At 73.7% G+C, this 21,353-nt stretch carries 23 protein-coding genes and 1 pseudogene; 13 read left to right on the plus strand and 11 right to left on the minus strand.

Features of this window, described 5'->3' with window-relative positions:
* The first annotated feature begins 137 nt into the window (after window positions 1–137).
* Both IE271_RS05990 and IE271_RS05995 read left to right on the plus strand, forming a co-directional pair.
* A complete protein-coding gene (locus IE271_RS05990; protein ID WP_190189120.1) occupies window positions 138–1,367 on the plus strand; it encodes a cytochrome P450 in 1,230 nt (409 codons plus the stop codon).
* A 37-nt stretch (window positions 1,368–1,404) separates the two neighbouring features.
* Window positions 1,405–1,596 carry a ferredoxin gene (locus IE271_RS05995; protein ID WP_190189121.1) on the plus strand — a complete coding sequence of 64 codons (192 nt, stop codon included), beginning with the start codon at window positions 1,405–1,407 and terminating at the stop codon, window positions 1,594–1,596.
* Between the two features lie 234 nt (window positions 1,597–1,830).
* Here the strand turns inward: IE271_RS05995 and IE271_RS06000 are convergent, their stop codons facing one another.
* Complete coding sequence (locus tag IE271_RS06000; RefSeq protein WP_190189122.1) at window positions 1,831–2,409, minus strand: TetR/AcrR family transcriptional regulator; 579 nt, start codon at window positions 2,407–2,409, stop codon at window positions 1,831–1,833.
* A 104-nt stretch (window positions 2,410–2,513) separates the two neighbouring features.
* On the opposite strand from IE271_RS06000, the gene IE271_RS41705 reads away from it, so the two are divergent.
* From IE271_RS41705 to IE271_RS06015, 4 genes are all read left to right on the plus strand, one after another.
* A complete protein-coding gene (locus IE271_RS41705) occupies window positions 2,514–2,687 on the plus strand; it encodes a hypothetical protein (RefSeq protein WP_229919157.1) in 174 nt (57 codons plus the stop codon).
* Complete coding sequence (locus IE271_RS41710; protein ID WP_229919158.1) at window positions 2,687–2,914, plus strand: alpha/beta fold hydrolase; 228 nt, start codon at window positions 2,687–2,689, stop codon at window positions 2,912–2,914. The genes IE271_RS41705 and IE271_RS41710 overlap by 1 nt, the downstream gene beginning before the upstream one ends.
* Window positions 2,911–3,777, plus strand: coding sequence for a CE1 family esterase (locus tag IE271_RS06010; RefSeq protein ID WP_190189123.1), 867 nt, complete (start codon window positions 2,911–2,913; stop codon window positions 3,775–3,777). The genes IE271_RS41710 and IE271_RS06010 overlap by 4 nt, the downstream gene beginning before the upstream one ends.
* Window positions 3,778–3,862: 85 nt before the next feature.
* Window positions 3,863–4,678 (plus strand): SDR family oxidoreductase, encoded by an 816-nt coding sequence (locus tag IE271_RS06015; protein ID WP_190189124.1) that lies wholly within the window; start codon window positions 3,863–3,865, stop codon window positions 4,676–4,678.
* A 251-nt stretch (window positions 4,679–4,929) separates the two neighbouring features.
* On the opposite strand, the gene IE271_RS06020 is transcribed toward IE271_RS06015, so the two are convergent.
* Window positions 4,930–5,439: a rhodanese-like domain-containing protein gene (locus tag IE271_RS06020; RefSeq protein WP_190189125.1), complete on the minus strand. Its 510-nt coding sequence runs from the start codon at window positions 5,437–5,439 to the stop codon at window positions 4,930–4,932.
* Between the two features lie 93 nt (window positions 5,440–5,532).
* Here IE271_RS06020 and IE271_RS06025 point away from each other — a divergent pair, with 93 nt between their 5' ends.
* Both IE271_RS06025 and IE271_RS06030 read left to right on the plus strand, forming a co-directional pair.
* Window positions 5,533–5,979, plus strand: coding sequence for an Lrp/AsnC family transcriptional regulator (locus IE271_RS06025; protein ID WP_190189126.1), 447 nt, complete (start codon window positions 5,533–5,535; stop codon window positions 5,977–5,979).
* Between the two features lie 182 nt (window positions 5,980–6,161).
* Window positions 6,162–6,365, plus strand: a complete 204-nt coding sequence (locus IE271_RS06030; protein ID WP_190189127.1) for an antitoxin — start codon at window positions 6,162–6,164, stop codon at window positions 6,363–6,365.
* Window positions 6,366–6,974: 609 nt separating this feature from the next.
* Here the strand turns inward: IE271_RS06030 and IE271_RS06035 are convergent.
* Window positions 6,975–8,303: an MFS transporter gene (locus tag IE271_RS06035; RefSeq protein WP_190189128.1), complete on the minus strand. Its 1,329-nt coding sequence runs from the start codon at window positions 8,301–8,303 to the stop codon at window positions 6,975–6,977.
* A 109-nt stretch (window positions 8,304–8,412) separates the two neighbouring features.
* Here IE271_RS06035 and IE271_RS06040 point away from each other — a divergent pair, with 109 nt between their 5' ends.
* On the plus strand, window positions 8,413–8,724 hold the full coding sequence (locus tag IE271_RS06040; RefSeq protein ID WP_190189129.1) for an ArsR/SmtB family transcription factor: 312 nt from the start codon (window positions 8,413–8,415) through the stop codon (window positions 8,722–8,724).
* Window positions 8,725–8,775: 51 nt separating this feature from the next.
* Here IE271_RS06040 and IE271_RS06045 read toward each other — a convergent pair whose 3' ends face one another.
* Entirely contained in the window at window positions 8,776–9,231 is a 456-nt protein-coding gene (locus IE271_RS06045) for an OsmC family protein (protein ID WP_190189130.1), read from the minus strand.
* A gap of 65 nt (window positions 9,232–9,296) precedes the next feature.
* Here IE271_RS06045 and IE271_RS06050 point away from each other — a divergent pair, with 65 nt between their 5' ends.
* Window positions 9,297–10,133, plus strand: a complete 837-nt coding sequence (locus tag IE271_RS06050; protein WP_190189131.1) for an ArsR/SmtB family transcription factor — start codon at window positions 9,297–9,299, stop codon at window positions 10,131–10,133.
* Between the two features lie 150 nt (window positions 10,134–10,283).
* Here the strand turns inward: IE271_RS06050 and IE271_RS06055 are convergent, their stop codons facing one another.
* Entirely contained in the window at window positions 10,284–11,234 is a 951-nt protein-coding gene (locus IE271_RS06055; RefSeq protein ID WP_190189321.1) for an NADP-dependent oxidoreductase, read from the minus strand.
* A gap of 87 nt (window positions 11,235–11,321) precedes the next feature.
* Between IE271_RS06055 and IE271_RS06060 the strand changes: the two genes are divergently transcribed.
* Window positions 11,322–12,299, plus strand: coding sequence for a GlxA family transcriptional regulator (locus IE271_RS06060; RefSeq protein WP_190189132.1), 978 nt, complete (start codon window positions 11,322–11,324; stop codon window positions 12,297–12,299).
* A 290-nt stretch (window positions 12,300–12,589) separates the two neighbouring features.
* Here IE271_RS06060 and IE271_RS06065 read toward each other — a convergent pair whose 3' ends face one another.
* Window positions 12,590–13,501: an arginase family protein gene (locus tag IE271_RS06065; protein WP_190189133.1), complete on the minus strand. Its 912-nt coding sequence runs from the start codon at window positions 13,499–13,501 to the stop codon at window positions 12,590–12,592.
* Between the two features lie 738 nt (window positions 13,502–14,239).
* Here IE271_RS06065 and IE271_RS06070 point away from each other — a divergent pair.
* Window positions 14,240–14,737, plus strand: a complete 498-nt coding sequence (locus IE271_RS06070; protein WP_190189134.1) for an NUDIX domain-containing protein — start codon at window positions 14,240–14,242, stop codon at window positions 14,735–14,737.
* Between the two features lie 135 nt (window positions 14,738–14,872).
* Window positions 14,873–16,114 carry an ROK family protein gene (locus tag IE271_RS06075; RefSeq protein ID WP_190189135.1) on the plus strand — a complete coding sequence of 414 codons (1,242 nt, stop codon included), beginning with the start codon at window positions 14,873–14,875 and terminating at the stop codon, window positions 16,112–16,114.
* Window positions 16,115–16,180: 66 nt separating this feature from the next.
* Here IE271_RS06075 and IE271_RS06080 read toward each other — a convergent pair whose 3' ends face one another.
* The 5 genes and pseudogenes from IE271_RS06080 to IE271_RS06100 form a co-directional block, all read right to left on the minus strand.
* The gene (locus tag IE271_RS06080) at window positions 16,181–17,557 is read right to left on the minus strand and encodes a GH1 family beta-glucosidase (protein WP_190189136.1); all 1,377 of its coding nucleotides are present in this window, start codon (window positions 17,555–17,557) and stop codon (window positions 16,181–16,183) included.
* 32 nt (window positions 17,558–17,589) lie between these two features.
* Window positions 17,590–18,459 (minus strand): carbohydrate ABC transporter permease, encoded by an 870-nt coding sequence (locus tag IE271_RS06085; RefSeq protein WP_229919159.1) that lies wholly within the window; start codon window positions 18,457–18,459, stop codon window positions 17,590–17,592.
* Window positions 18,460–18,463: 4 nt separating this feature from the next.
* On the minus strand, window positions 18,464–19,408 hold the full coding sequence (locus tag IE271_RS06090; protein WP_190189137.1) for a carbohydrate ABC transporter permease: 945 nt from the start codon (window positions 19,406–19,408) through the stop codon (window positions 18,464–18,466).
* A gap of 5 nt (window positions 19,409–19,413) precedes the next feature.
* Window positions 19,414–20,673 (minus strand): ABC transporter substrate-binding protein, encoded by a 1,260-nt coding sequence (locus IE271_RS06095; protein ID WP_190189138.1) that lies wholly within the window; start codon window positions 20,671–20,673, stop codon window positions 19,414–19,416.
* Between the two features lie 247 nt (window positions 20,674–20,920).
* A pseudogene (locus tag IE271_RS06100) lies at window positions 20,921–21,109 on the minus strand (xylose isomerase); the annotation flags it as partial.
* Window positions 21,110–21,353: the final 244 nt, after the last annotated feature.

The following is a 21,353-nucleotide window of genomic DNA, read 5'->3' on the forward strand; positions in this document are numbered from 1 at the left end:
GTGACGTCGCATCATGGCCGAACAGCGGCTGCGAATCGCGCGGCACTGTTGATCCACCGGACCCGGTCCATAACAGTTGCCTTAGGCACCTAACGCTGTCGGAAGTGTGGGGTGACCCCCCTGTCGAGGAGACGCGTATGACCGAGACACTGGCGGACACGTCGGCCGAGTCGCCCGAGTACCCGGCGCCCAGGGCGGCCGGCTGCCCCTTCGACCCGGCCCCCGCCCTGCGGGACCTGCAAGCGGACAAGCCCCTCTCCAGAGTGCGCATCTGGGACGGTACGAGCCCGTGGCTGGTCACCCGTCACGACCACCTGCGGGCCCTGCTCGGCGACCCGCGCATCAGCGCCGACCCCGGCAGCCCCGGCTATCCGCACACCACCGCGGCCGCGAAGTCGAACTTCCGGACCCGCCGTTCGTTCATCACCATGGACGACCCGGAACACGCCCGCCTGCGCCGGATGGTGACGGCGCCTTTCGCGATCAGGAGGATCGAGGCCCTGCGCCCGTCGATCCAGAAGATCGTCGACGACCGGATCGACACCATGCTCGCCGGCTCGGGACCGGTCGACCTGGTCGAGGAGTTCGCGCTGCCGGTCCCCAGCCTGGTCATCTGCGAGCTGCTCGGTGTGCCCTACGAGGACCACGACTTCTTCCAGCGCAACACCAAGGTCCTCGTCCGCCGCACCTCGACGCCGGAGGACGTGCTGGCGGCGTCCGACGCGCTCACCGGCTACCTGGACGACCTCCTGAGCGCCAAGCGCGTCCGGCCCGGGGACGACCTGCTCTCCACGCTCGCCACCGAGCGGGTGGACACCGGCCAGCTGACCCGGCACGAGGCCGCGCGGACGGGCGTCCTCCTGCTGGCCGCCGGCCACGAGACCACCGCGAACATGATCGCGCTGGGTACTCTCGCCCTGCTGCACCACCCGGACCAGCTCGCCCTCCTGCGCGACACCGAGGACCCCGGGACGGTGGCCGGGGCGGTGGAGGAGCTGCTGCGCTACCTGACCATCGTCCACTCCGGGCGCCGCCGCGCGGCCCTGGCGGACATCGAGATCGACGGCCAGGTCATCCGCGCGGGCGACGGTGTCGTCTTCGCCGGCGAGGTCGCCAACCGGGACCCCGAGGCCTTCCCCGACCCCGACCGGCTCGACCTCACCCGCGACGCGCGCCGCCACGTCGCCTTCGGGTACGGCGTGCACCAGTGCCTGGGCCAGCCGCTGGCCCGCGTCGAACTCCAGGTCGTCTACGGCACCCTGTACCGCCGCATCCCCACCCTGGCCCTGGCCACCGACGTCGACCGGCTGCGGTTCAAGCACGACGGCTTCGTCTACGGCGTCCACGAACTCCCCGTCACCTGGTGACACCCCCCACCCCTCACGAGCGGAATCGAGAGACCCCATGCGCGTGGAAGTCGACCAGCCCAGGTGCGTCGCGTCCGGACAGTGTGTCCTGATGGCCCCCGAGGTCTTCGACCAGGACGACGACGGCATCGTCGAACTGCTCACCGACCGCCCGTTCCCCGACCAGTACGACGGCGTCCGGGAATCGGCGGCCGTCTGCCCGGCCGCGGCGATCCGGCTGGAGGAGTGACGGCCGGTCCGCCACCGTGGACGGCCGTCCTTCCGTCGCGTACCGCACCGGCCGGAGGCTCGCCGGGGCGCCGGCCGTGGGCATGCCTCCGCAGGCCCCGTGTCGGCGGCGGGCGGCCGTCGTCGCCCGGGCCGGCCGGCGGACAGCGGTCACGGGCCCCTCTCCCGTCCGCACGTGCGAGGGCCGCCGCCACGACGGGCGGCGGCCCTGCGGTCGTCGCGCACGGCCCTGCGGTCATCGCGCGTGGCCGCGGAGTCCTTCCAGGACGACGGTGAGGTAGCGGCGGGCGGCGGCCGCGCGGTCCGCGTCGGTCGCGGCCGGGCGGACGGTCGCCGCGTGGACCACCCCGCACATCAGCGGCACCAGGTCGGCCTGCGTCACGCCGGGGTCGGCCGCGCCGGCCGCGTGCGCCCGGTCGAGGAGCTGCCCGAACAGTGTGACGAGCCGCTGCTTCAGCTCGGTGGTGTGCGCCAGGGTGCTCGCCGCCGCGGCGAACACCGGCGACATCGACGCGTCGGTGATCAGGGCGTCGGTGGCCGCGAACAGGAAGTCGCGCAGCGCCGTCCAGGCGTCGTCGCCGGACAGCGCCTGCTCGGCGTGCGAGGCCAGCGCTTCGAGCCCGGGGGCGGCGACGGTCTCGAGCAGCGCCTCCGGCGTGGGGAAGTGCCGGTAGACCGTGGCCACCCCGACCGAGGCGGCCCGCGCCACCTCGTTGAGCTGGATCGGCGTCCCCTCGTCAACGAACCGGCGGCCCACCTCGACGATGCGGTGCCGGTTGCGGGCGGCGTCCTTGCGGAGCGGGACGGTGGTCATGCGCACCAGGATAACCGGATGACTTATCCGCTCGTGCTACGGTGAAGCGGATAGAACATCCGTTTCGTGCGGGCGGCCCCGCCGCTCCTTCTCCGGAGATCCCCGTGCCTTTCACCGAGAACGATGTCCCGCGTCTGCCGGACGGCTTCACCGACGCCTTCACCAGCCGCACCGTCGACGCGGACGGCCTGACCCTGCACGCCGTGACCGGCGGGAACGGACCGGCGCTCCTGCTGCTGCCCCCTGGCTGCAGTTCTGGTACGGCCGGTGCCCGGTGATGCCCGCCGCGGCGGCGGCGGGGCCTCCGACCGGCCCGGTGCCGGCCGCCGGCGGCGAGCGCGGCTCGGGCGAGCATGCCATGCGGCGGGTCGCCGACGACGTGACCGGGGCGGTGGATCCGGGGGCCGGGCACTTCCCGCCGGAGGAGGCGCCGGAGTGGACCGCCCGCACCCTCGTCGGCCTCTTCGCCCGACGGCCCGCGACACAGGAAGGACAGGAACAGTGAGGCACGACAGCGTCGAGGTGAACGGCAGACAGCGCACCTACACCGTGGTGGGGGCGGCGGACGGCAAGCCCGCACGCGACCTCGTACTGGTCTTCCACGGGTCGAAGCAGACCGGGGACAAGCACCGGGAGTTCACCGGGAGGGCCTTCGACGCACTGGCGGACAAGGGCGCGGCGGTGGTCGTCTACCCGGACGGATACAAGCGGAACTGGAACGACGCGCGCCGCGGCAGCTCCTTCCCGGCCCGCAAGGAGGGCGTCGACGACGTCGCCTTCACCCGGGCGGTGATCGAGAGGCTGGCGGCCGGTCACCGTATCGACACGGACCGCGTGTTCGCCGTCGGCTACTCCAACGGCGGGCAGATGGTGATGCGCCTGGCCCACGAGACGCCGGAGCTGATCGCGGGCGCGGCGGTGATCGCGGCGACCCTGCCGGCACCGGAGGACTTCCTGCTGTCCGGCGCGCCGCCCGCGCCCCTGCCCGTGCTGCTGGTCCACGGCACGAAGGACCCGATCGTCGACTACCGGGGCGGCGAGATGAGCCGGTGGGCGCGGGCACTGTTCAGGGTCGGCGGGCGGAGCCTGTCGGCGCCGCGGACCGCGGCCCACTTCGCGGCCCGCAACGGCATCACGGCCGAGCCGGTCAGCAGGATGCTGCCGAAGCGGCCGGGCTCGTCCGGCCGGACGTCGGTCGAGCGCACCGACCACCGGCAGCAGGGGCGGCCGCCGGTGGTGCTGTACACGGTGCACGGGGGCGGCCACACCGTTCCCGGACCCGTGAAGGCGCCCGCCGTGCTCGGCAGGACCAGCCAGGACGTGAACACCGCCGAACTGGTCGAGGAGTTCTTCGGGATGGCGCGCTGACCGGCCACGGCCGCGTGGGCGGGAAGGGCCGGGAACGGGCGAATTCCGGTTGACGCTCCCGCACCGGTTGTGGACGATCCGGACCGTGACGACGAACAGCGACCAGGACAGGTCCGCCCCCGGCCGGGTCCCTTCCCCCGCCCGCCCGCTCGCGCTGGTCACCGGCGTGGGCCGCACCGTCGGCATCGGCGCCGGCATCGCCCGCCGGCTGGCCGCGTCGGGGTGGGACATCGCCTTCACCCGCTGGCCCCCCTACGACGACCGCATGGCCTGGGGCAGGGAGCCCGGCGCGGCCGAAGCGATCGGCAGGGTCCTGGCCGAACACGGTGCGGCCACGGCGGCGATCGAGGCGGACCTCGCCGACCCGGACGCTCCGGCACACGTCTTCGACGAGGCCGAACAGCGGCTGGGCGGTGTCACCGCGCTGGTGATGTGCCACTGCGAGTCGGTCGACTCCGGTCTGCTCGACACCACCGTCGAGAGCTTCGACCGGCACTTCGCCGTCAACGCGCGCGCCACCTGGCTGCTCGTCCGCGAGTTCGGGCGCCGTTTCGCAGCGGCTGCGGGCACCGGCCGGATCATCGCCCTCACCAGTGACCACACGGTCGGCAACCTGCCCTACGGAGCGAGCAAGGGAGCCCTGGACCGCATCACGCTGGCCGCCGCCCACGAACTCGCCCCTCTCGGTGTGACCGCCAATGTGATCAATCCCGGGCCGGTCGACACCGGCTGGATGACCGAGGACGTCCGGGAGCACTGCGTCCGCGGCACCCCGCTCGGCCGTCTCGGCACTCCGCAGGACACCGCGCACCTCGTGGACTTCCTGTGCTCCCGCGAGGGCGGGTGGATCAACGGCCAGTTGCTGATGAGCAACGGCGGCCTCGCCAGGAACGCCGTGTGATCCCGCTCCGCAGCCCCTGAAGTCCGGCACCGACCGCCCCCGGGCGCGCCCGCTCCCCGACACCGTCTCCCATGGGGCACGGTCCCTGGAGGGCACGCTCCGGGCGCTCTCCCCGGAGCGGGCGGCCCAGCCAGGGAACCGGACCGGGCCGGCGAGTGCACCGTACGGGCCGTCTGCTCACCGTCGTGTGCCGTACGGACCGTCTGCTCACCGTCGTGTGCCGTCGGGGTCCGTGAACGTCCGGTGCCGGCTCAGCAGCCGCAGGCGTCCGCTCCCACCGGTGCCGTCAGCGCGTCGGCCGGACGCCGCCCCGGCCCTTCCCGGGTCTCGTACGCGAAGCCCTCCCGCACCCAGTACTCGAACCCGCCGAGCATCTCCTTGACCCGGAAGCCCCGTTCGGCGAGGGCGAGGGCGGCGCGGGCCGCGCCGTCGCAGCCGGGGCCCCAGCAGTAGGTGACGACGGGGACGGCCCTGTCGAGGAGCCGTTCGGCCTGCTCGGGGACGAGCGCGGTGGGCAGGTGGACCGCTCCGGGCACGTGCCCCTGGTCCCAGGACCCGGTGGAGCGCGCGTCGAGGACGACGAAACCGGGGTCACCGCCGGCGGCGAGCGCGGCGGCGACGTCGGACACGTCGGTGTGGAAGGCCAGGCTCGCGCGGAAGTGGGCGGCGGCCGCGGCGGGAGGGGCCGGAGGGACACGGAGCACACCGTTGGTGCCGCCGGCTCCGGCGACGGTGCGGAGGGAAGGGCCGATCTCTGTCATGGCAGAAAAGTACGGCCGTGGACCTCCGCCCTGAACAGGCGATCCACGGCACTTTCCTTGATCGGCCGGGGAATCGCCTGTTATCCATGGCCCATGGCCGCGTATTCACCGGACGCCACCGACCGGCGCATCCTCGACGTCCTCCAGCGCGAGGGACGGATCAGCTTCGCCGAACTGGCGCGTGCCGTCTCCATGTCCGCGAGCGCGGTCACCGAACGGGTGCGGCGGCTGGAGGAGGCCGGTGTCATCCAGGGGTACGCGGCCGTGGTCGATCCGGAGCGGCTCGGACTGCCGATCCTGGCGTTCGTGCGCCTGCGCTACCCCACCGGCAACTACAAGCCCTTCCACGACCTGGTGGCGGCGACCCCGGAGATCCTGGAGGCGCACCACGTCACGGGCGACGACTGCTTCGTGATCAAAGTGGCGGCCCGTTCGATGCGCCACCTCGAGGAGGTCTCGGGCCGGATCGGCGGACTGGGCTCGGTGACGACGAGCGTCGTCTACTCGTCACCGCTGCCGCGCCGTCCCGTGGGCCACTGACACCGTGTCACACCGGTGGTGTCCCCGGCGCCGTGCGAGCGGCGTGGGCGGCCCACCGCGTCCCATCTCCGTCGCCGGGGAGCGGAGTTCGCGCCGCCTGCGCGGAAAAGGGGTGGTTTCAGCAGGACGGCAGGGGTACCCGTGGTGGAGTACGACGCACGCGCTATCGCGGGAGGTATCCCATGGGCAAGCTGGGTGACATGGCGAACAAGGCCAAGGAGATGGCCAAGGGACACCCGGACCAGGCCGACAAGGGCGTCGCCGGCGCCGAGCGGATGGTCGACGAGCGTACGGGCGACAAGTACGACGCCCAGACCGACAAGGCCGCCGACGCCGTGCGCCGCTCCTACGGGAGCGACGGAGGCCACGGGACGACGCAGCACTGATCCGCGTACCCGATGCGAAGCCCCCCGGTGCCGTGCACCGGGGGGCTTCGGGCGTCCCACCGCGTGGCGTGGGACGCGCCGGTGACTCCCGGTCGGCCGGGTGCTCCGCGACGCCGGCGGACTCCGGGCGGGTGAGAACGGGCCCGTTGGTCCGCCCGGACCGAAGGAGGAGCGGGAGGCCGGACGCATCGACCGCCGAGGGCCGCGCTCACCCGCGGTGTTCGGGCCCTCCAGCGGTGCGGGCGGGTGCCGGCGGACCCGGACGCGGAGAGGACGGCGGCGGCGTTGCCGGCCGGCGTCCGGGGCGGTGTGACCATCATGACGTCCACGGGTGACACGATCCGCCCCAAGGCGGCACCCGACGTGGGCGTTCGCGCACCTGCGCGGGACGGCGTCCGCGTCGGAGGGACGGTCCTCGGCGTGCCGTGCACCGTGCTCGGCACGCATGCCGCGCCGGTCGGCCGGAGCCACGGGCGTCGCCCGCGGCCCGCTGTCCGCGAAGGGCGGCGACGGCCGAGCCGCCCGGCCCCACGGGGAGAGGGGGCGGGCGGCGGAGAGGACGGCCGCGCGCGCGAACCGCGGCCGTCCGTCGGTCGTTCGGCGGAGCGGTCAGAGCCTGGCGGCGGGGGCCTGGGCCGCGGCCGGCGCGATGCCCGCGGAGGAGCCGTCGACGGCTTCCGGGCCCGGCACCGTCACCGGCCGGGGGCCGGCGGCCGCGTTCCTCGCGCGCCGCAGGGCGGCGACGCCGAACGGGATCGGCAGCAGGGCGAGCACGGTGACGGCCCCGAGGTAGCAGACCGCGGTGGAGCGCAGTCCCGCGTGGGGGACGGCGAGGCCGGCCGCGACGGCCGGAACGCTGTTGGCCAGGTAACAGACGACGTAGACCGCGGCGAACAGCTGCGCCCGCTTCTCGTGGGCGGTCTGCGCCAGCATGCGGAAGGCCCCGAAGAAGGCGGTGCCGAAACCGAGTCCGGCGACGACGGTGGTGGCCAGCAGCAGGGGCGTGGACGGGACGAGGAGCGCCGGCAGGGTCAGGAGGGTGCCGGCGACCAGGGTCACGGAGCCGAACAGCATCATCGGCAGCGGGGCCATGCCGCGCAGCGCGACGCAGGCGAGGGCTGCGGCCCCGGGCAGGAGGGCCACCACGAGTCCGGCGGTGACGTGGTTGTCGGTGCGGAGGATGTCGGCGGTCAGCGACGACCCCAGGGACAGGTACAGGCCGCCGATCGCCCAGCTGGCGATGAAGGCGGGCGCGGCCAGCAGGAAGGACGTGCGGTCGGTGTGCGGTACGGACACGCGCGGCTGCAGCGAGGCCAGGGCGCCGGGACGCAGGGGAGAGGTCTCGGGGACGAGCACCACGGCCGCGGCCAGGACCAGGAAGGCGGCCGTGAGCAGGCCGAAGACGACGACGTGCGGGGAGGAGGAGTACTGGGTGAGCGCGCCGCCCGCCAGAGCGCCGACGGCCATGCCGCCCGCGGTGCCGGCACTGGTGAGCAGCGGGCCGAGCTTCGAGCCCGGGTGCTGCAGGTCGATCAGTCCGGCGCTGATCGCACCGGTGGCGGCACCGGTGGCGAGTCCCTGCAGGGCGCGTCCGGCGATCAGCTGGCCCACTCCGCCGGCGGTGAGCAGCACCGCCATCGCCGCTGCCTCGCCCACGAGGGCGGCGACCAGGACCGGGCGGCGGCCCAGGTGGTCGGAGAGCCCGCCGGCGACGAGCAGGGCGACCAGCAGGGCCAGGGCGTAGACGGCGAAGACGACGGTGAGGGCGGTGGCCGACAGGTCCCAGCGCCGGGCGTACTCGGAGTAGAGCGGGGAGGGGGCGCTGCTGGCGGCCATGAGCGTGAGCTGGGCGATACCCAGCAGCCAGAAGCCCGCTGCTCGCGTCAGGCGGGGGACGCGGCCACCGGGTGCCGGATCCGGCCGAAGGGCGGTGGACATGAGGACTCCCACGGAAGAGTTCCAGAATTCTCGAACGATGGGAGCGTACGCCACCGCGATCGGTAGTTCCAATAATCTCGAACAAATACGGTTCCAGTACTCTCGAACCATGAGTGGATCGACGCGCGAGTTCGCCCACCCCGAACCCGCCCAGCTGGAACTGACCGGCGTGCTCTTCGCCCTGAGTGACCCCGCCCGGCTGGAACTGGTGCGCCGCCTCGCCGCCGACGGCCCCCTGGAGGTGGCCGAGTGCCAGCCGCGCTCCGGTCCCATCCCGAAGTCGACCCTCTCCCACCACCTGAAGACCCTCCGCGAGGCCGGCGTCGTCCGCAACGTCCCGCACGGCCGCCGGCGCTCGATCAGCCTGCGCCGCGACGAGCTCGACTCCCGCTTCCCCGGACTGCTGGACGCCGTGCTGTAGAGCCGCCCGGACGTCCGCGACGGAAGGCCCCGGTGTCCTGCGGCCGGTCGCTCACGAGGCCGTCACCACCGTCGTCGTGACCTCGACGGGGACGGACAGGCTGTTGGCGACGTAGCACTCGCGGTGGGCCCGCTCGGCGAGTTCGAGCACGTCGGCCTCGTCGGTTCCGGCCGCGACCCGGACCGTGGCGGCCAGGCGGACGGCGCCGAGGCGCGCGGGGGAGACGGTCAGGTCCAGGCGGCCGGTGGCCTCGTCGTCGTACGCCAGCACCTCCACGCCGGCGCGGGCGGCGGCGCCGAGGAAGGACAGCAGCTGGCACGAGGACGCGGCCATGACCACCAACTGCTCGGGGTTGAGGCGGTCGGGGGTGCCGCGGAAGGCCGGGTCCGCGCTCAGCTCCACCCGCGCGGCGGCCGGCGGGGCGAGGGCGGTGTGGTCGCGTGAGTAGGAGCGGACACCGGCGGCGGTGGAACCGTCCCAGTGCAGGCGGGTCGTGTAGCTGTGCATGGTGCGACCGTAGGACCGGGAAGCTTCGGCGGACGCCGAAGGAACGGTGCCGTACGGTCGGTGCCATGAGCAGGGACCGGGACTTCACGACCGTGGGCAGGGCCCTCGCCGCCCCGGCGCGCTCGGTGTTCCTGAACCTGCTGATGGACGGCACCGAGCGGCCCGCCGGTGAACTGGCGCGGGCGGCCGGGGTGAGCGCGTCGACCGCCTCGGAGCATCTGGGCGTGCTGGTCGGGGCGGGCCTGGTGCGCTGCACGGCGCACGGGCGCCGCCGCCACTACTCGCTCGCGGGCCCGCAGGTCGCCGCCGCGCTGGAGATGCTCGGCGCGCTGGCCGGTGCGGCACCGGTGAGCGGGTACCGGCGCAGCCGCCAGGCACAGCGGCTGGCGGCCGCGCGGTTCTGCTACGACCACCTCGCCGGGCGTCTGGGCGTCGCGCTGGCGGACGCCTGGACGCGCCGGGGCTGGTTCGGTGAGCGCGAGGCGCTGCCGCTCACCGCCGTGGGGGCGGAGGGACTGCGCGCGGTCGGTGTGGACGTCGACGCCGCGGTGGAGGCGCGCCGCGCCACGACGCGCGCGTGCCTGGACTGGACCGAGCGCCGCCCGCACCTGGCCGGTGCCCTGGGCGCCGCGGTGGGCCGCCGGTTCCTGGAGGCCGGATGGGTGGTGCGGCACGGCTCGGGGCGCGGCCTGGACGTCACCCGGGCCGGTCACGCCTTCGTCCGGCGGGAGTGGGGCATCGACCTGAGCCCGCCCGCCGCGGAAACGTCGCGGCCCCGGCCGGACCTGAGGGAGGATCACCTCGATCTCGACCTCGCTCCCGGCCGGACTCGAGACCGATGGCCGGCGGAACACCGTCCCCCGGCGACCGGTGCGACCGCCGTGGAACACCGTTCCCCGTGACCGGCACGACCACCGCGGAGCACCGTCCCCCGTGACCGGTACGACCGCCGCGGGCGCCTCCGGCCGGCGCGGCACCGGCCGGCCCCTTCGCGCGGTCCGCCGACGCGACGGCGAGCGGTGCCGCCCGGCGCGGCGGCGGACCGCGCCGCCTCACGCCTCCGCGGAAGCCCCGTCCACCAGCAGGACGATCTTTCCCGTGGTGTGTCCGGTCTCGCCCAGGGCGTGGGCCCCGGCGGCGTCGGCCAGCGGGAAGACCTTCTCCACGTGGGCGCGCAACGCACCGGACTCCACCAGGCCGGCGATCGCGCTCATACCGGCGTGGTCGGCCTCCACCAGGAGGGTCTCCGCCCGTACGCCCCGTTCGGCGGCCTTCGCCGCCTCGTCCGGATCACCCCCGCCGAGCAGGGAGACGAGGACGCCGCCGGGGCGCAGGACCTCCAGGGAGCGGGCGCGGGTGTCGCCGGAGAGCGGGTCGAGGACCACGTCGATGTCCTGGGCGGCGTCCCTGAAGTCGGTGGTCCGGTAGTCGATCACTTCGTCCGCGCCGAGGGAGCGGACGAAGTCGTGCTTGGCCGCGCTCGCGGTGCCGATGACGTACGCGCCGCGGGCCTTGGCGATCTGGACGGCGAGGTGGCCGACGCCGCCGGCGGCCGCGTGGACGAGCACCCGCTGCCCCGGGGCGACCTCCGCCGTGTCGACGAGCGCCTGGTACGCGGTGAGCGCCGCGAGCGGCAGAGCGCCGGCCTGGACGTGGTCGATCCCGGCGGGCTTGTGGGTGAAGGCGCGGGCGGGTCCGGTCACGTACTCGGCGTGTGACCCTACGCCGTACGGGTAGGGGAGCATGCCGAAGACCTCGTCGCCCGGCTTGAAGAGTGTGACACCGTAGCCGACCGCCTCGACGACGCCGGAGACGTCCCAGCCGAGGACGAGGGGCAGACGGTCCAGGAAGACCTTCTGCGACCGGTGCTTCCAGTCGGTGGGGTTGACCCCGGCCGCCTTGACGGCGACCAGGATCTGGCTGACGCCCGGCGTCGGCCTGGGGACCTCGACCTCCTTCAGCACATCGGGCGTTCCGTAGGTGTCCTGGCTGATGGCGCGCATGGTGGGGTTCTCGGTCATGTGCTCAGCCTCGCGGACGGTCCCGCCGCACGCCATGGCATGATTGCCGTCTTTCGATAGGATCGTGCCATGACGAGCCGTGCCCACCGTGTCGTCGTCCTCGCCCCGGACGGTGTCTACCCCTTCGAGCTCGGCATCCCGAGCCGTGTCCTGGGTGCCGCCGAGGGCCGCTACGAGGTCCTGACCTGCTCCGTGGACGGCCTGCCCGTACGCACCAACGCCGACTTCTCCGTCACGGTCGAGCACGGCCCGGACATCCTGCGCACCGCGGGGACCGTCGTCGTCCCGCCCTCCGACCCCGCCGTCCTCACCCGTGAGCTGCCGGCCGGCACCCGGGAGGCCCTCGCCTCGATCCCCTCGGAGGCCCGGACCGTCTCCATCTGCACGGGGGCCTTCCTGCTCGCCGCCGCCGGGCTCCTGGACGGCCGCCCCGCCACGACCCACTGGGCCCTCGCGGACACCTTCCGCAGGTGGTTCCCGCGGGTGGCGCTCGACCCGGACGTGCTCTTCGTCGACGACGGGGACGTGCTGACGTCCGCCGGGGCCGCTTCGGGCGTGGACGTCTGCCTGCATCTCCTCCGCAGGGACCACGGCGCCGCCGTCGCCAACCAGGTGGCCCGTGCGCTGGTCGTGCCGCCGTGGCGGGACGGCGGACAGGCCCAGTACATCGAGCGGCCCGTGCCCGAGGCCACGGCGAACGGCACCTCGGCCACCAGGCAGTGGGCGCTTGAGCACCTGCACCGGCCGCTCACCCTGAGGGAACTCGCCGACCACGCGAGGATGAGCCTGCGGACCTTCGCCCGCCGCTTCCAGGAGGAGGTCGGCGTGAGCCCGGGGCGCTGGCTGATCCAGCAGAGGGTGGCACGCGCCCGGCACCTGCTGGAGTCGACCGACCTGCCGGTGGACGACATCGCCGGCCAGGTCGGCTTCGCCACCGGCGCCTCGTTGCGCCAGCACCTGCACGCCTCCATCGGGGTCTCCCCGCTCGCCTACCGGCGCACCTTCCGGGGCGAGGCGGGGAGGGCGCCGGTCCCGGGCCGGTCGTGAGCGCCTCGGGCGGAAGGCACTGACGCGCGGTACGAGGGCGACGCGCGCGGAGCCGGGGACGTCGGGCGGACACCGGCGATCCGGCGGGGGAGTCCCGGAGCGTCCGGTCGTGTTCCTCGCTCGTGGTCCGTCCTCGTACCGGCCGCAGCGTCGGCGACGATGCGCGCCGCCTCCTGCGACCGGCCGGGGGAACCGCGCAGCGGCTGCTTCGTGCCGCTGCCGGCTCCCCGGCCGCGCGGGGCGTGGTGCGGCTTCGGAACGGCTCCACCGTCCCTCACCCCATGTAGACCTCATGTACCGTCGGCCCGGTCTCCGTGACCGGTCCGCGCCGACAGTCCCCGGCGCAGGCACTCGGTGAGGCGCGCGGCGATGTCGCCCCCGGGGTCGAGACGAGGATTGAAGATCGTGACGTCGAGGCCGACGGCCCGGTCGCCGGCCAGCGCCGTGCGCAGCACACTCTCCAGCTCCGACCAGGTCAGACCGCCGGGAAGGCGGTGGTCGACGGCAGGCATGACCGTGTCGTCCAGGACGTCGACGTCGAGGTGGACCCAGTGTCCGGCGCGGTCGCCGCCGGTGAGCCGGCCGACCGCGGCGCGCGCCGCCGCGTCGGCGCCGGCCGTACGCACACCGTCGAGGTCGATCGCGTGCAGGCGTGGTGGCAGGGGCTGCATTCCGGCCTCGGCGGACTCGGCGGCGTCACGGAAGCCGAAGGCGACGACGTCCTCGTCCCGCAGGAGGGGACCGCGGCCCTCCAGGTCGGTGAGCAGCCGGGGGCCGCGGCCGGTGGCCAGGGCGAGTTCCATCGAGGCCGCCTCGCCGGCCGGCTCCGCCGAGGGCTGGTAGAAGTCGGTGTGGCCGTCGAGGAACAGCAGGCCGTAACGTCCGCGGCGGCGCAGGGCGAGGAGGTTGCCGAGCAGGATGCTGCAGTCGCCGCCGAGGACCAGGGGGAAGCCGCCGGCGTCGAGGACCTCGCCGACCGCGTCGGCCAGCCGGACGGAGTACCGGGCGATGCCGACGGGGTTGAGGATCCCGGTTCCGGCGTCCCGCCCCGGTTCGTACGCGGGCGCTTCGACCCGGCCGGCCCTGGCCGCCCCGGGGTGGAGGAGCAGACCGGCGTCGAACAGCGCCGCCGGGAGGTCCTGGACGCCGGTCGGCCGCAGCCCGAGCACGGACGGTGCCTCGATGATCGCCAGTTTCCGCATGTCCCGCGTCCCTTCGTGACGGCCGGTCCGTGACGGGCACCCTCTCCGGCGCCGCCCGGCCGGGCGGCGCCGCCGTGAGTTCAGAGTGCCGCGACACGGGCCCGTCGTGGAGCCGTGGCGCGAGCCGTGTCCGGTCCCGACCGCTCCGGGCGGGAAGGGCCCCGCGACGCCGAGCCCGAACCCTTGCTTCCAGCCGCGCATTCGACGACCCGGGCCCCGCACGAGGTGCGCTGCGCACCGACCGCCTCGACGAGCGGCCCCGGCCCGCCCCGAACGCGCCCGGCCGGTCCGCGAAAGGGCGCCGCCCAGTCACACGGTGTGCCGGGACGGCGCGCGTAGCGGCTCGCCGTACCGCTTCGCCGCGCCGGGCCGCGTCCTTCCAGCGGTGGTCGTGGTGGCCGTGGCGCGCGGTGGGCGGATGAGCTCCTGCCGGAGTCCGCCCATCGGGTCACCGCTGCCGGGGTCGCCGCTGTCAGCGCCCGTCGTCGGCGGGGGAGCCGGGGCCGAAGTAGTGTGATCCTGCCGTCGCCGCCCCGGGGAGATCATGATCAAGTCCGTGCGGAGCGAGCCGGACCCGCCGGCCGGACCCGTCGGACACCCTCGCGGCGCCTTCCGCCCGGACCGGTCCGGCGACGACCGCCCGCCCCGCTGCGGCACCGACCCCCGCGACGCCGCCGCGGACCCGGAGCACCGCGCCCCCGTCCGGAAGACCGTCACCGACCCTCAGGAGATTGCCGTATGACCGCCGCGTCCGCCGACCTCGACGTCCACCTGATCCTCCGGCGGGGCGAGGACGTCCTCCTCGGCCTGCGGAGCGGCACCGCCCACGGCAGCGGCGAATGGGCCCTGCCCTGCGGCAAGGTCGACCCCGGGGAGTCCGTCCTGGACGCCGCCGTACGCGAGGCCCACGAGGAACTCGGCATCACCCTCGCCCCGGCCGACCTGGTCGTCGGGCAGACCGTGCACGCCCGGCACGGCACCACGGACCACCTCGGGGTCTTCTTCGAGGCCCGCACCTGGACGGGCACCCCGACCAACCGCGAGCCCGGCAAGTGCGCGGGGCTCCGCTGGTTCCCCCTCGGCGGGACGCCGGCACCGCTCATGGACTACTCCGCCGCGGGCCTGCGCGGCTACCTCGCCGTACCGGGCGGGCTGAGTGTCTTCGTCGGCGCTCCCGGACCCAGGACGATAGGCCCGGCGACCGCCGCGGCCCCCCGCCTCGACGGCCGCCCCTGACCTCACCCCCGCCCACGCCGTGCCCGCCCGGCGCACGGCTGCGGGGGAAGCGCACGCGACTCGCGAGGAGCCCGAGGACGTCACGCCGGACGGGGCGGCCCGCGCCCCCGGACGTCGCATACGCTCGGCACCACGATGAAGAGCCACCTGACCCCCCTGGAGCCGAAGGCCGACAAGGCCACGGTGCGACGGCACAACCTCAGCCTCGTCCTGAGAGCCGTGCACGACGTGGGGGAGACCACCAGGGCCGGCGTCGCCACGCACGTCGGTCTGACCAGGGGAGCGGTGTCGTCCCTGGTCGAGCAGTTGCTGGAGTACGGGTTCGTGACCGAAGGGGGCAAGACCAGCAGCGGGCAGGCGGGGCGGCCCGGCACCGTGCTGAAGGTGGCCCGGTCCGGGCCCGCGGGCCTCGGCGTCGAGATCAACATCGACTACATCGCCGTGTGCGTCGTCGACCTCGCCGGCACCGACCGGGTCCGGGTGGTGGAGCACGTCGACAACCGGGGGGTGCCGCCCTCGGAGGTGCTGGCCCACGCGGCGGGGCTGGCCGCCCGCGCCGCCGGGTCGGCGGCCGAGCAGGACCTCGCGCCGGCCGGCGTCCACGTCGCACTGCCCGGCCTGGTCACCGGGGGCACCGTGCGCCAGGCCCCCAACCTCGGCTGGCAGCGGGTCGCCGTCGAGGGGCTGTTCGCGCAGGCGCTGTCGGCGCTGCGCCCCGACCGGCGTGCGCTGCCGGTCAGCTCCGACAACGAGGCCAACACCGCCGCGCTCGCGGAGCTGTGGTACGGCGCCGGCACCGAGGGCGTGCGCAGCTTCCTGTACCTGACCGGCGAGGTCGGCGTCGGCGGTGCCCTGGTGCTCAAGGGGGAACTGCTGCGCGGGGCGCACGGCTTCGCCGGGGAGATCGGGCACGTGGTGGTCGACCCCGGTGGCCCGCCGTGCCGCTGCGGCGCCCGCGGCTGCCTGGAGCAGTACGCCGGGCAGGCCGCCCTGCTGCGGGCCGCGGGCATCGGCGCGGACGCGGGCGTACCGGGCGTCGCCGAACTCGGGCGCCGCGCCCGGCGGGGCGATCCGGCCGCGCTGGCGGCGGTCGAGGAGGCCGGACGGCGGCTGGGCGTCGTGGTGTCCGGGGCGGTCAACCTCTTCGACCCCGGCGCGGTCATGCTCGGCGGCGCCTACCGGGAGCTGATGGAGTGGCTGGCGCCCGCCGTCGAGCGGGAACTCGCGCTGCGCGTGGTGTCGGGCCTGTGGACCGGGGGCGGGAAGCGGCTGCGGGCCGCCTCCCCGCTGGGGGACGCGGCCCGCGGAGCGGCCGGGGTGATCGTGCGGGAGGTGCTGGAGGACCCGGTGGCCTACGCGGAGCGGGAGCGGAACTGAAGGAGGCGGGGGCCGCCCGGCGGCCCCCGCCTCACCCCCCGGCCGCGGTGCGCGGCGGTCGCGGCCTCAGCCGCGGTGCGCGGCGATCATGTCCCGGTACCAGCGGTAGCTGTCCTTCGGCGTGCGCTCCTGCGTGCCGTAGTCGACCCGGACGATCCCGAACCGCTTGTCGTAGCCGAACGCCCACTCGAAGTTGTCCAGCAGCGACCACACGTAGTAGCCGCGCACGTCCACGCCCGCGTCCATCGCCGCCCGCAGCGCGGTGAGGTGGTCGCGCAGGTAGGCGACCCGGTCGGGGTCGTGCACCGCCCCGTCGGCGGAGACCGTGTCGTCCTCGGCGGAGCCGTTCTCCGTGATGTGCACGGGCGGCAGCGCGTCCCCGTACCGCTTCTTCAGCTCGACCAGCAGGTCGGTGAAGGACTCGGGGACCACCGGCCAGTTCATCGCGGTGTGCCGCACGTCCGGGAGCGCCACCTCCGCGTAGCCGTTGTCGGTGGCCACCCGCCGCGCCGGGTCGGCCTCGCGGTGCGGGGCGTCGGCGACCACGATCGGCCGGTAGTAGTTGATGCCGAGGAAGTCCAGCGGCTGGGAGATCAGCTCAAGGTCGCCGTCGCGGCGGAAGTCCGCGCCGGTGATCAGCTCGCCCCAGGTCTCCTCCTCCGTGGCCGGGTAGCGGCCCGCGAGGATCGGCTCGGTCCACACCAGGTTGTGCTGGGTGTCCGCGCGGACCACGGCCGCCAGGTCGGCGGGGGAGCCGGTGGCGGGCAGGTTGCGGTCCAGGTTGAGCGTGATGCCGACCTCGCGCACCCCGGCCGCCCGCAGCGCCTCGACCGCCAGGCCGTGACCGACCAGCAGGTGGTGGGCGGCGGCCAGCGCGCCCCGGCCCTCCTGGGCGCCGGGCGCGTGCCGGCCGACGGAGTAGCCGAGGAAGGCGCTGCACCACGGTTCGTTGAGGGTGATCCAGCGCGGCACCCGGTCGCCGAGGTGTTCGGCGACGACGGCCGTGTACTCGGCGAACCGCTCCGCCGTCGCGCGCACCCGCCAGCCGCCCTCGTCCTCCAGCGCCTGCGGCAGGTCCCAGTGGTAGAGGGTGGCGGCCGGCTCGATGCCCGCCGCGAGCAGCTCGTCGACGAGCCGGGAGTAGAAGTCCAGCCCCTTGGGGTTCACCGGGCCGCCGCCGGGCACGATGCGCGGCCAGGCGATCGAGAAGCGGTAGGAGTCCACGCCCAGGTCGCGCAGGAGCGCCACGTCCTCGGGGTAGCGGTGGTAGTGGTCGCAGGCCACGTCACCGGTGTCGCCGTTGGCCGTCCTGCCTGGGGTGCGGCTGTAGGTGTCCCAGATCGACGGGGAGCGGCCGTCCTCGCGCGCCGCGCCCTCGATCTGGTACGAGGCGGTGGCGGCGCCGAAGACGAAGCCGGGCGGGAAGCCGGGGAAGTCAGTCATGCGGGAAGAACCCATTTCCTGTGGTGCGGTGGTCACTTGACGGACCCGCCGGTGATGCCGGCGGCGATGTACTTCTGGGCGAGCACGAGCAGGATCGCCGCGGGGATCGCGGACAGCACGGACGCGGCCATCACCGAGCCCCAGTCGCCGACGTGCGCGCCGATGTACTGGTAGATGCCCAGGGTGACCGGCTTGACCTCGTCGGTGGTGTTCAGGGTGAGCGCGAACATGAAGTCGCTCCAGGAGAACAGGAACGCGAACAGTCCGGAGGTGATCAGGGAGTTGCGGCTCATGGGCAGCACCACCGCGACGAACGTCCGCACCGGCCCGGCGCCGTCCATCTGCGCGGCCTCGATCACCTCGCCGGGGATCGACACCATGAAGGAGCGCATCAGCACGATGGAGAACGGGATGCCGAGCGAGGCGTCCGCCAGCATCAGGCCGAAGTAGGAGTTGACCAGGCCCAGGTCGACGTAGGAGTTGTACAGCGCGTTGGCGATGACGATGCCCGGCACCATCTGGGTGATCAGCGTGCCGAACACGATGGTCTTCGAGCCGCGCAGTCCGAACCGCGCCAGCCCGTAGGCCGCGGGCGCCGCGATCGCCAGGCAGATGACGACCGCGCCGAGCGAGACCACCAGCGAGGTCAGCAGGTGGCCGCCCTGGTCGGTGATCGCCTTGGAGAAGCCGGACAGGTCCAGGCTGCCCGGTACGGGGTCCACCTTGAGCAGGCCGGACTCCGGCTGGAGCGCGGTGTTGAGCATCCAGTACAGCGGGAAGAGCATCACGCACAGGACGATCACACCGGCGACGGTGGAGCCCCAGCTGCGCCTGGACCTTCTCTGCCCGCCGCCGGTGGACGGGTGACCGGCGGACGTCTGCGTGGACGTGACAGAGGCCATGACGTCACTTCCCCTCGGTGCGGTTGGCCCGCAGGTAGAACACCGCGAACACCGCGGAGATCAGGATGAGTACGTTGCCGACGACCGCGCCCGCGCCGAAGTCCAGCTGCACGAAGGAGTTCTGGTAGGTGAGCGTGCCCAGCGTCTGGGTGGAGTCGGCGGGTCCGCCGTCGGTGAGGGCGAGGATCAGGTCGAGGATCTTGACCGTCGACATGAAGCCGAGGACGAGCACCACCGTGACCACGGGCTTGAGCATGGGCAGGGTGATGGAGCGGAAGGTCCGCCACGCCGAGGCGCCGTCCAGGGAGGCCGCCTCGTACAGCTCCCTGGGAATCTCCTGCAGGCCGCCGTACAGGATGACCATGTTGAACGGGATGCCGATCCAGATGTTCACCAGGACGACGGAGAACAGGGCCATGCCCGGGCTGGTCAGCCACGGGGTGTGGCCGCCGAGGCCGATGGTGTCCAGGAACGAGTTGAGCACGCCCGTGTCCTGGTCGAGGATGCGGCGCCACACGATGCCGGACACCACCATGGGCACCAGCCAGGGCAGCAGGATCAGCGACCGCAGCACACCGTTCAGCGGGAAGCGCCGGTTGAAGAAGACGGCGAGCGCCAGACCGATGCAGAACTGGCCGAGCAGCGATCCGGCGGTGAACACCAGGGTGTGCCAGAGCGCCTTGCCGAACAGGGCGTCCTGGAAGACGTCCGCCCAGTTGTCGCCCCCGTTGAAGGGCGCCTCACCGGTGAAGAACGTCTTCGGTGTGTAGTGCTGGAAGCTCATCACGACGTTGCGGACGAGCGGGTAGCCGAAGAACAGCAGCATGAAGACGACGGCGGGGGCGACGAACCCCCACTGGGCGATGCCGCGCCGGCGGCGCAGCCGGGCCGGGTCGGGCGCGGCGGGCTTCCCGGCGGACGCCGGGGCGGTGACGGTCGACGTGGTCATGGCGCTCAACCTCGGTTCCCGCTCGTGGCCCGCTGCTGGGCGAGCTTCAGGGCGGCCTCGCTGGACTGGCCGGTCAGGGCGGACTGGAAGGCGCTCTGCAGGGCGAGCGACACGCTCGACCAGCCGGCGCCGAGCTTGGCGGTGCGCGAGCGGGCGGCGGCCACCTGGTCGGCGAGCGCGTCCAGCTCGGGCACCTTCTCGCGCCACACCGCGGCGGCCTTGGCGTTGGCCGGGACCATCCAGCTGTTGAGCGCGTAGGTCAGCTGCTCCTTCTGGCTGGACAGGCACGCCACGATCTTGCCTGCCGTCCTCTCCCGCTGCTCGTCATCGGTGTTGGGCACGGTCAGCACGGAGCCGCCGAGCGGACCCACCGAGTCCTCGCCCGCCTTCGGGACCGGGATCCGGGCGATCTCCCAGTGCAGGGACTTGTCCGTGTTGAGGGTCTCGACCTGCCACGGACCGTTGATCATCATGGCCGCGTTGCCCGCCATGAACTGGTCGTTGACGTCCGCCTGCGTCCAGTTCAGCGTCGACTTCGACAGCGAGCCGTCCTTGAGCAGGCCCTTCCAGTAGTCCAGGGCCTGGGCGACCTCAGGGCTGTCGAGCTTCGTCTCGTCGCCGCCGTTGGACCACATGAACGGTGCGAACTGGAAGACGCCGTCCTCCGCGCCGCCCGCGCTGAGCGCGATCCCGTACCGCTTGCCCTGGGTGAGCCTCTTCGCGGCGTCGCGCAGCTCGTCCCAGGTGGTGGGGACCTTCACGCCCGCCTCGTCGAGGATGTCCTTGTTGTAGAACAGCGCGAGCGTGTTCACGGACCGGGAGGCACCGTAGTAGGTGCCCTTGTACGAGCCGAAGTTGACGATGCCCTTCGGGACGTCGTCGGTGCTCAGACCCAGCGACCTGAGGTCGACCAGGCCGCCGGCGTCGGCGAAGGTCGGCATCTCGGAGGCGTCGAACTGGATGATGTCCGGCAGCGACTTCGACGACGCCATGCGCAGCGCCTTCGTCATCACCTGCGCCGCGGGAACGCTCTGCTGCTCGACGGTGACGCCCAGCCGCTTGCTGCAGCGGGCCATCGCCTCGGCGTCCCAGCGGTGGTAGGACTCGTCGGTGGAGGAGTTCATCACGGTGTACACGTCGGGGTCGCGCTGCTGGCCGCAGCCGGTCAGTGCCGTCCCGGCGAGCAGGACGCCGACGGCGGCGAGCGGGACGACGGCCCTGCGCGAGCGCCCGCGGCGCGCGGCGGCCGGAGGATGTGCTGTCACGGTGGATGCCCTTGGGTGCGAGGGGGTGCCGGCCCGCCCGCGCGACCACGGCGTCACGCGGGGGCGAAGAGGAGGGTTCGCGGGCACCGGCCGACCCGCGAGACAAGGGTCAGCGAACGCCGGGGAGGTGGTCCGCGGCGAGCCGGCCGAGGTGTCCGGAGGCCGTGCCGCGGGCGGCGCCGGGCTCCGGGCCGAAGGTCGCCTGCGCCACGGGGCCGGCCGGTGCGCCGGACAGGCCGTCGCGGCCGGAGGCGCCGAACGGGACCGGGCCGTCGTGGAACGTCCCCCCGTGCGCGCCCGGCTCCGACAGGCGCGTGACCGGCCCGGCCGGGTCCGGCCGGGTGGCGTCACCGAACAGGTCCCTGCCCCGTCGGCCCACGGTCCACAGACCGGGCGTGAACCTGTCCTCGGGGACGGGGTTGAAGCGCTTCGACATCGTGCGGCCCTTGCTGTCCTACCGCCGACTTCCGCGTCGACGGGTTTGTTTCGTGAGATGACTAATACGGCACGCAGACGCTCCAGCGCTAGCCCCCAAGGGGTCACGTCTCGGTATTCCTGTCCGTGAGGACACTGTTCTCTTCGGTAATAACCCCAGTTCAGCGGTTACGAACCTGGCTCGGAGCCCTGCCGCTGCGGATTTGTTGTGTGTACGATCAAAACGCTTTCGGGACACCCGCGTT

The organism is Streptomyces minutiscleroticus (genome assembly GCF_014650875.1).
Taxonomy (GTDB): domain Bacteria; phylum Actinomycetota; class Actinomycetes; order Streptomycetales; family Streptomycetaceae; genus Streptomyces; species Streptomyces minutiscleroticus.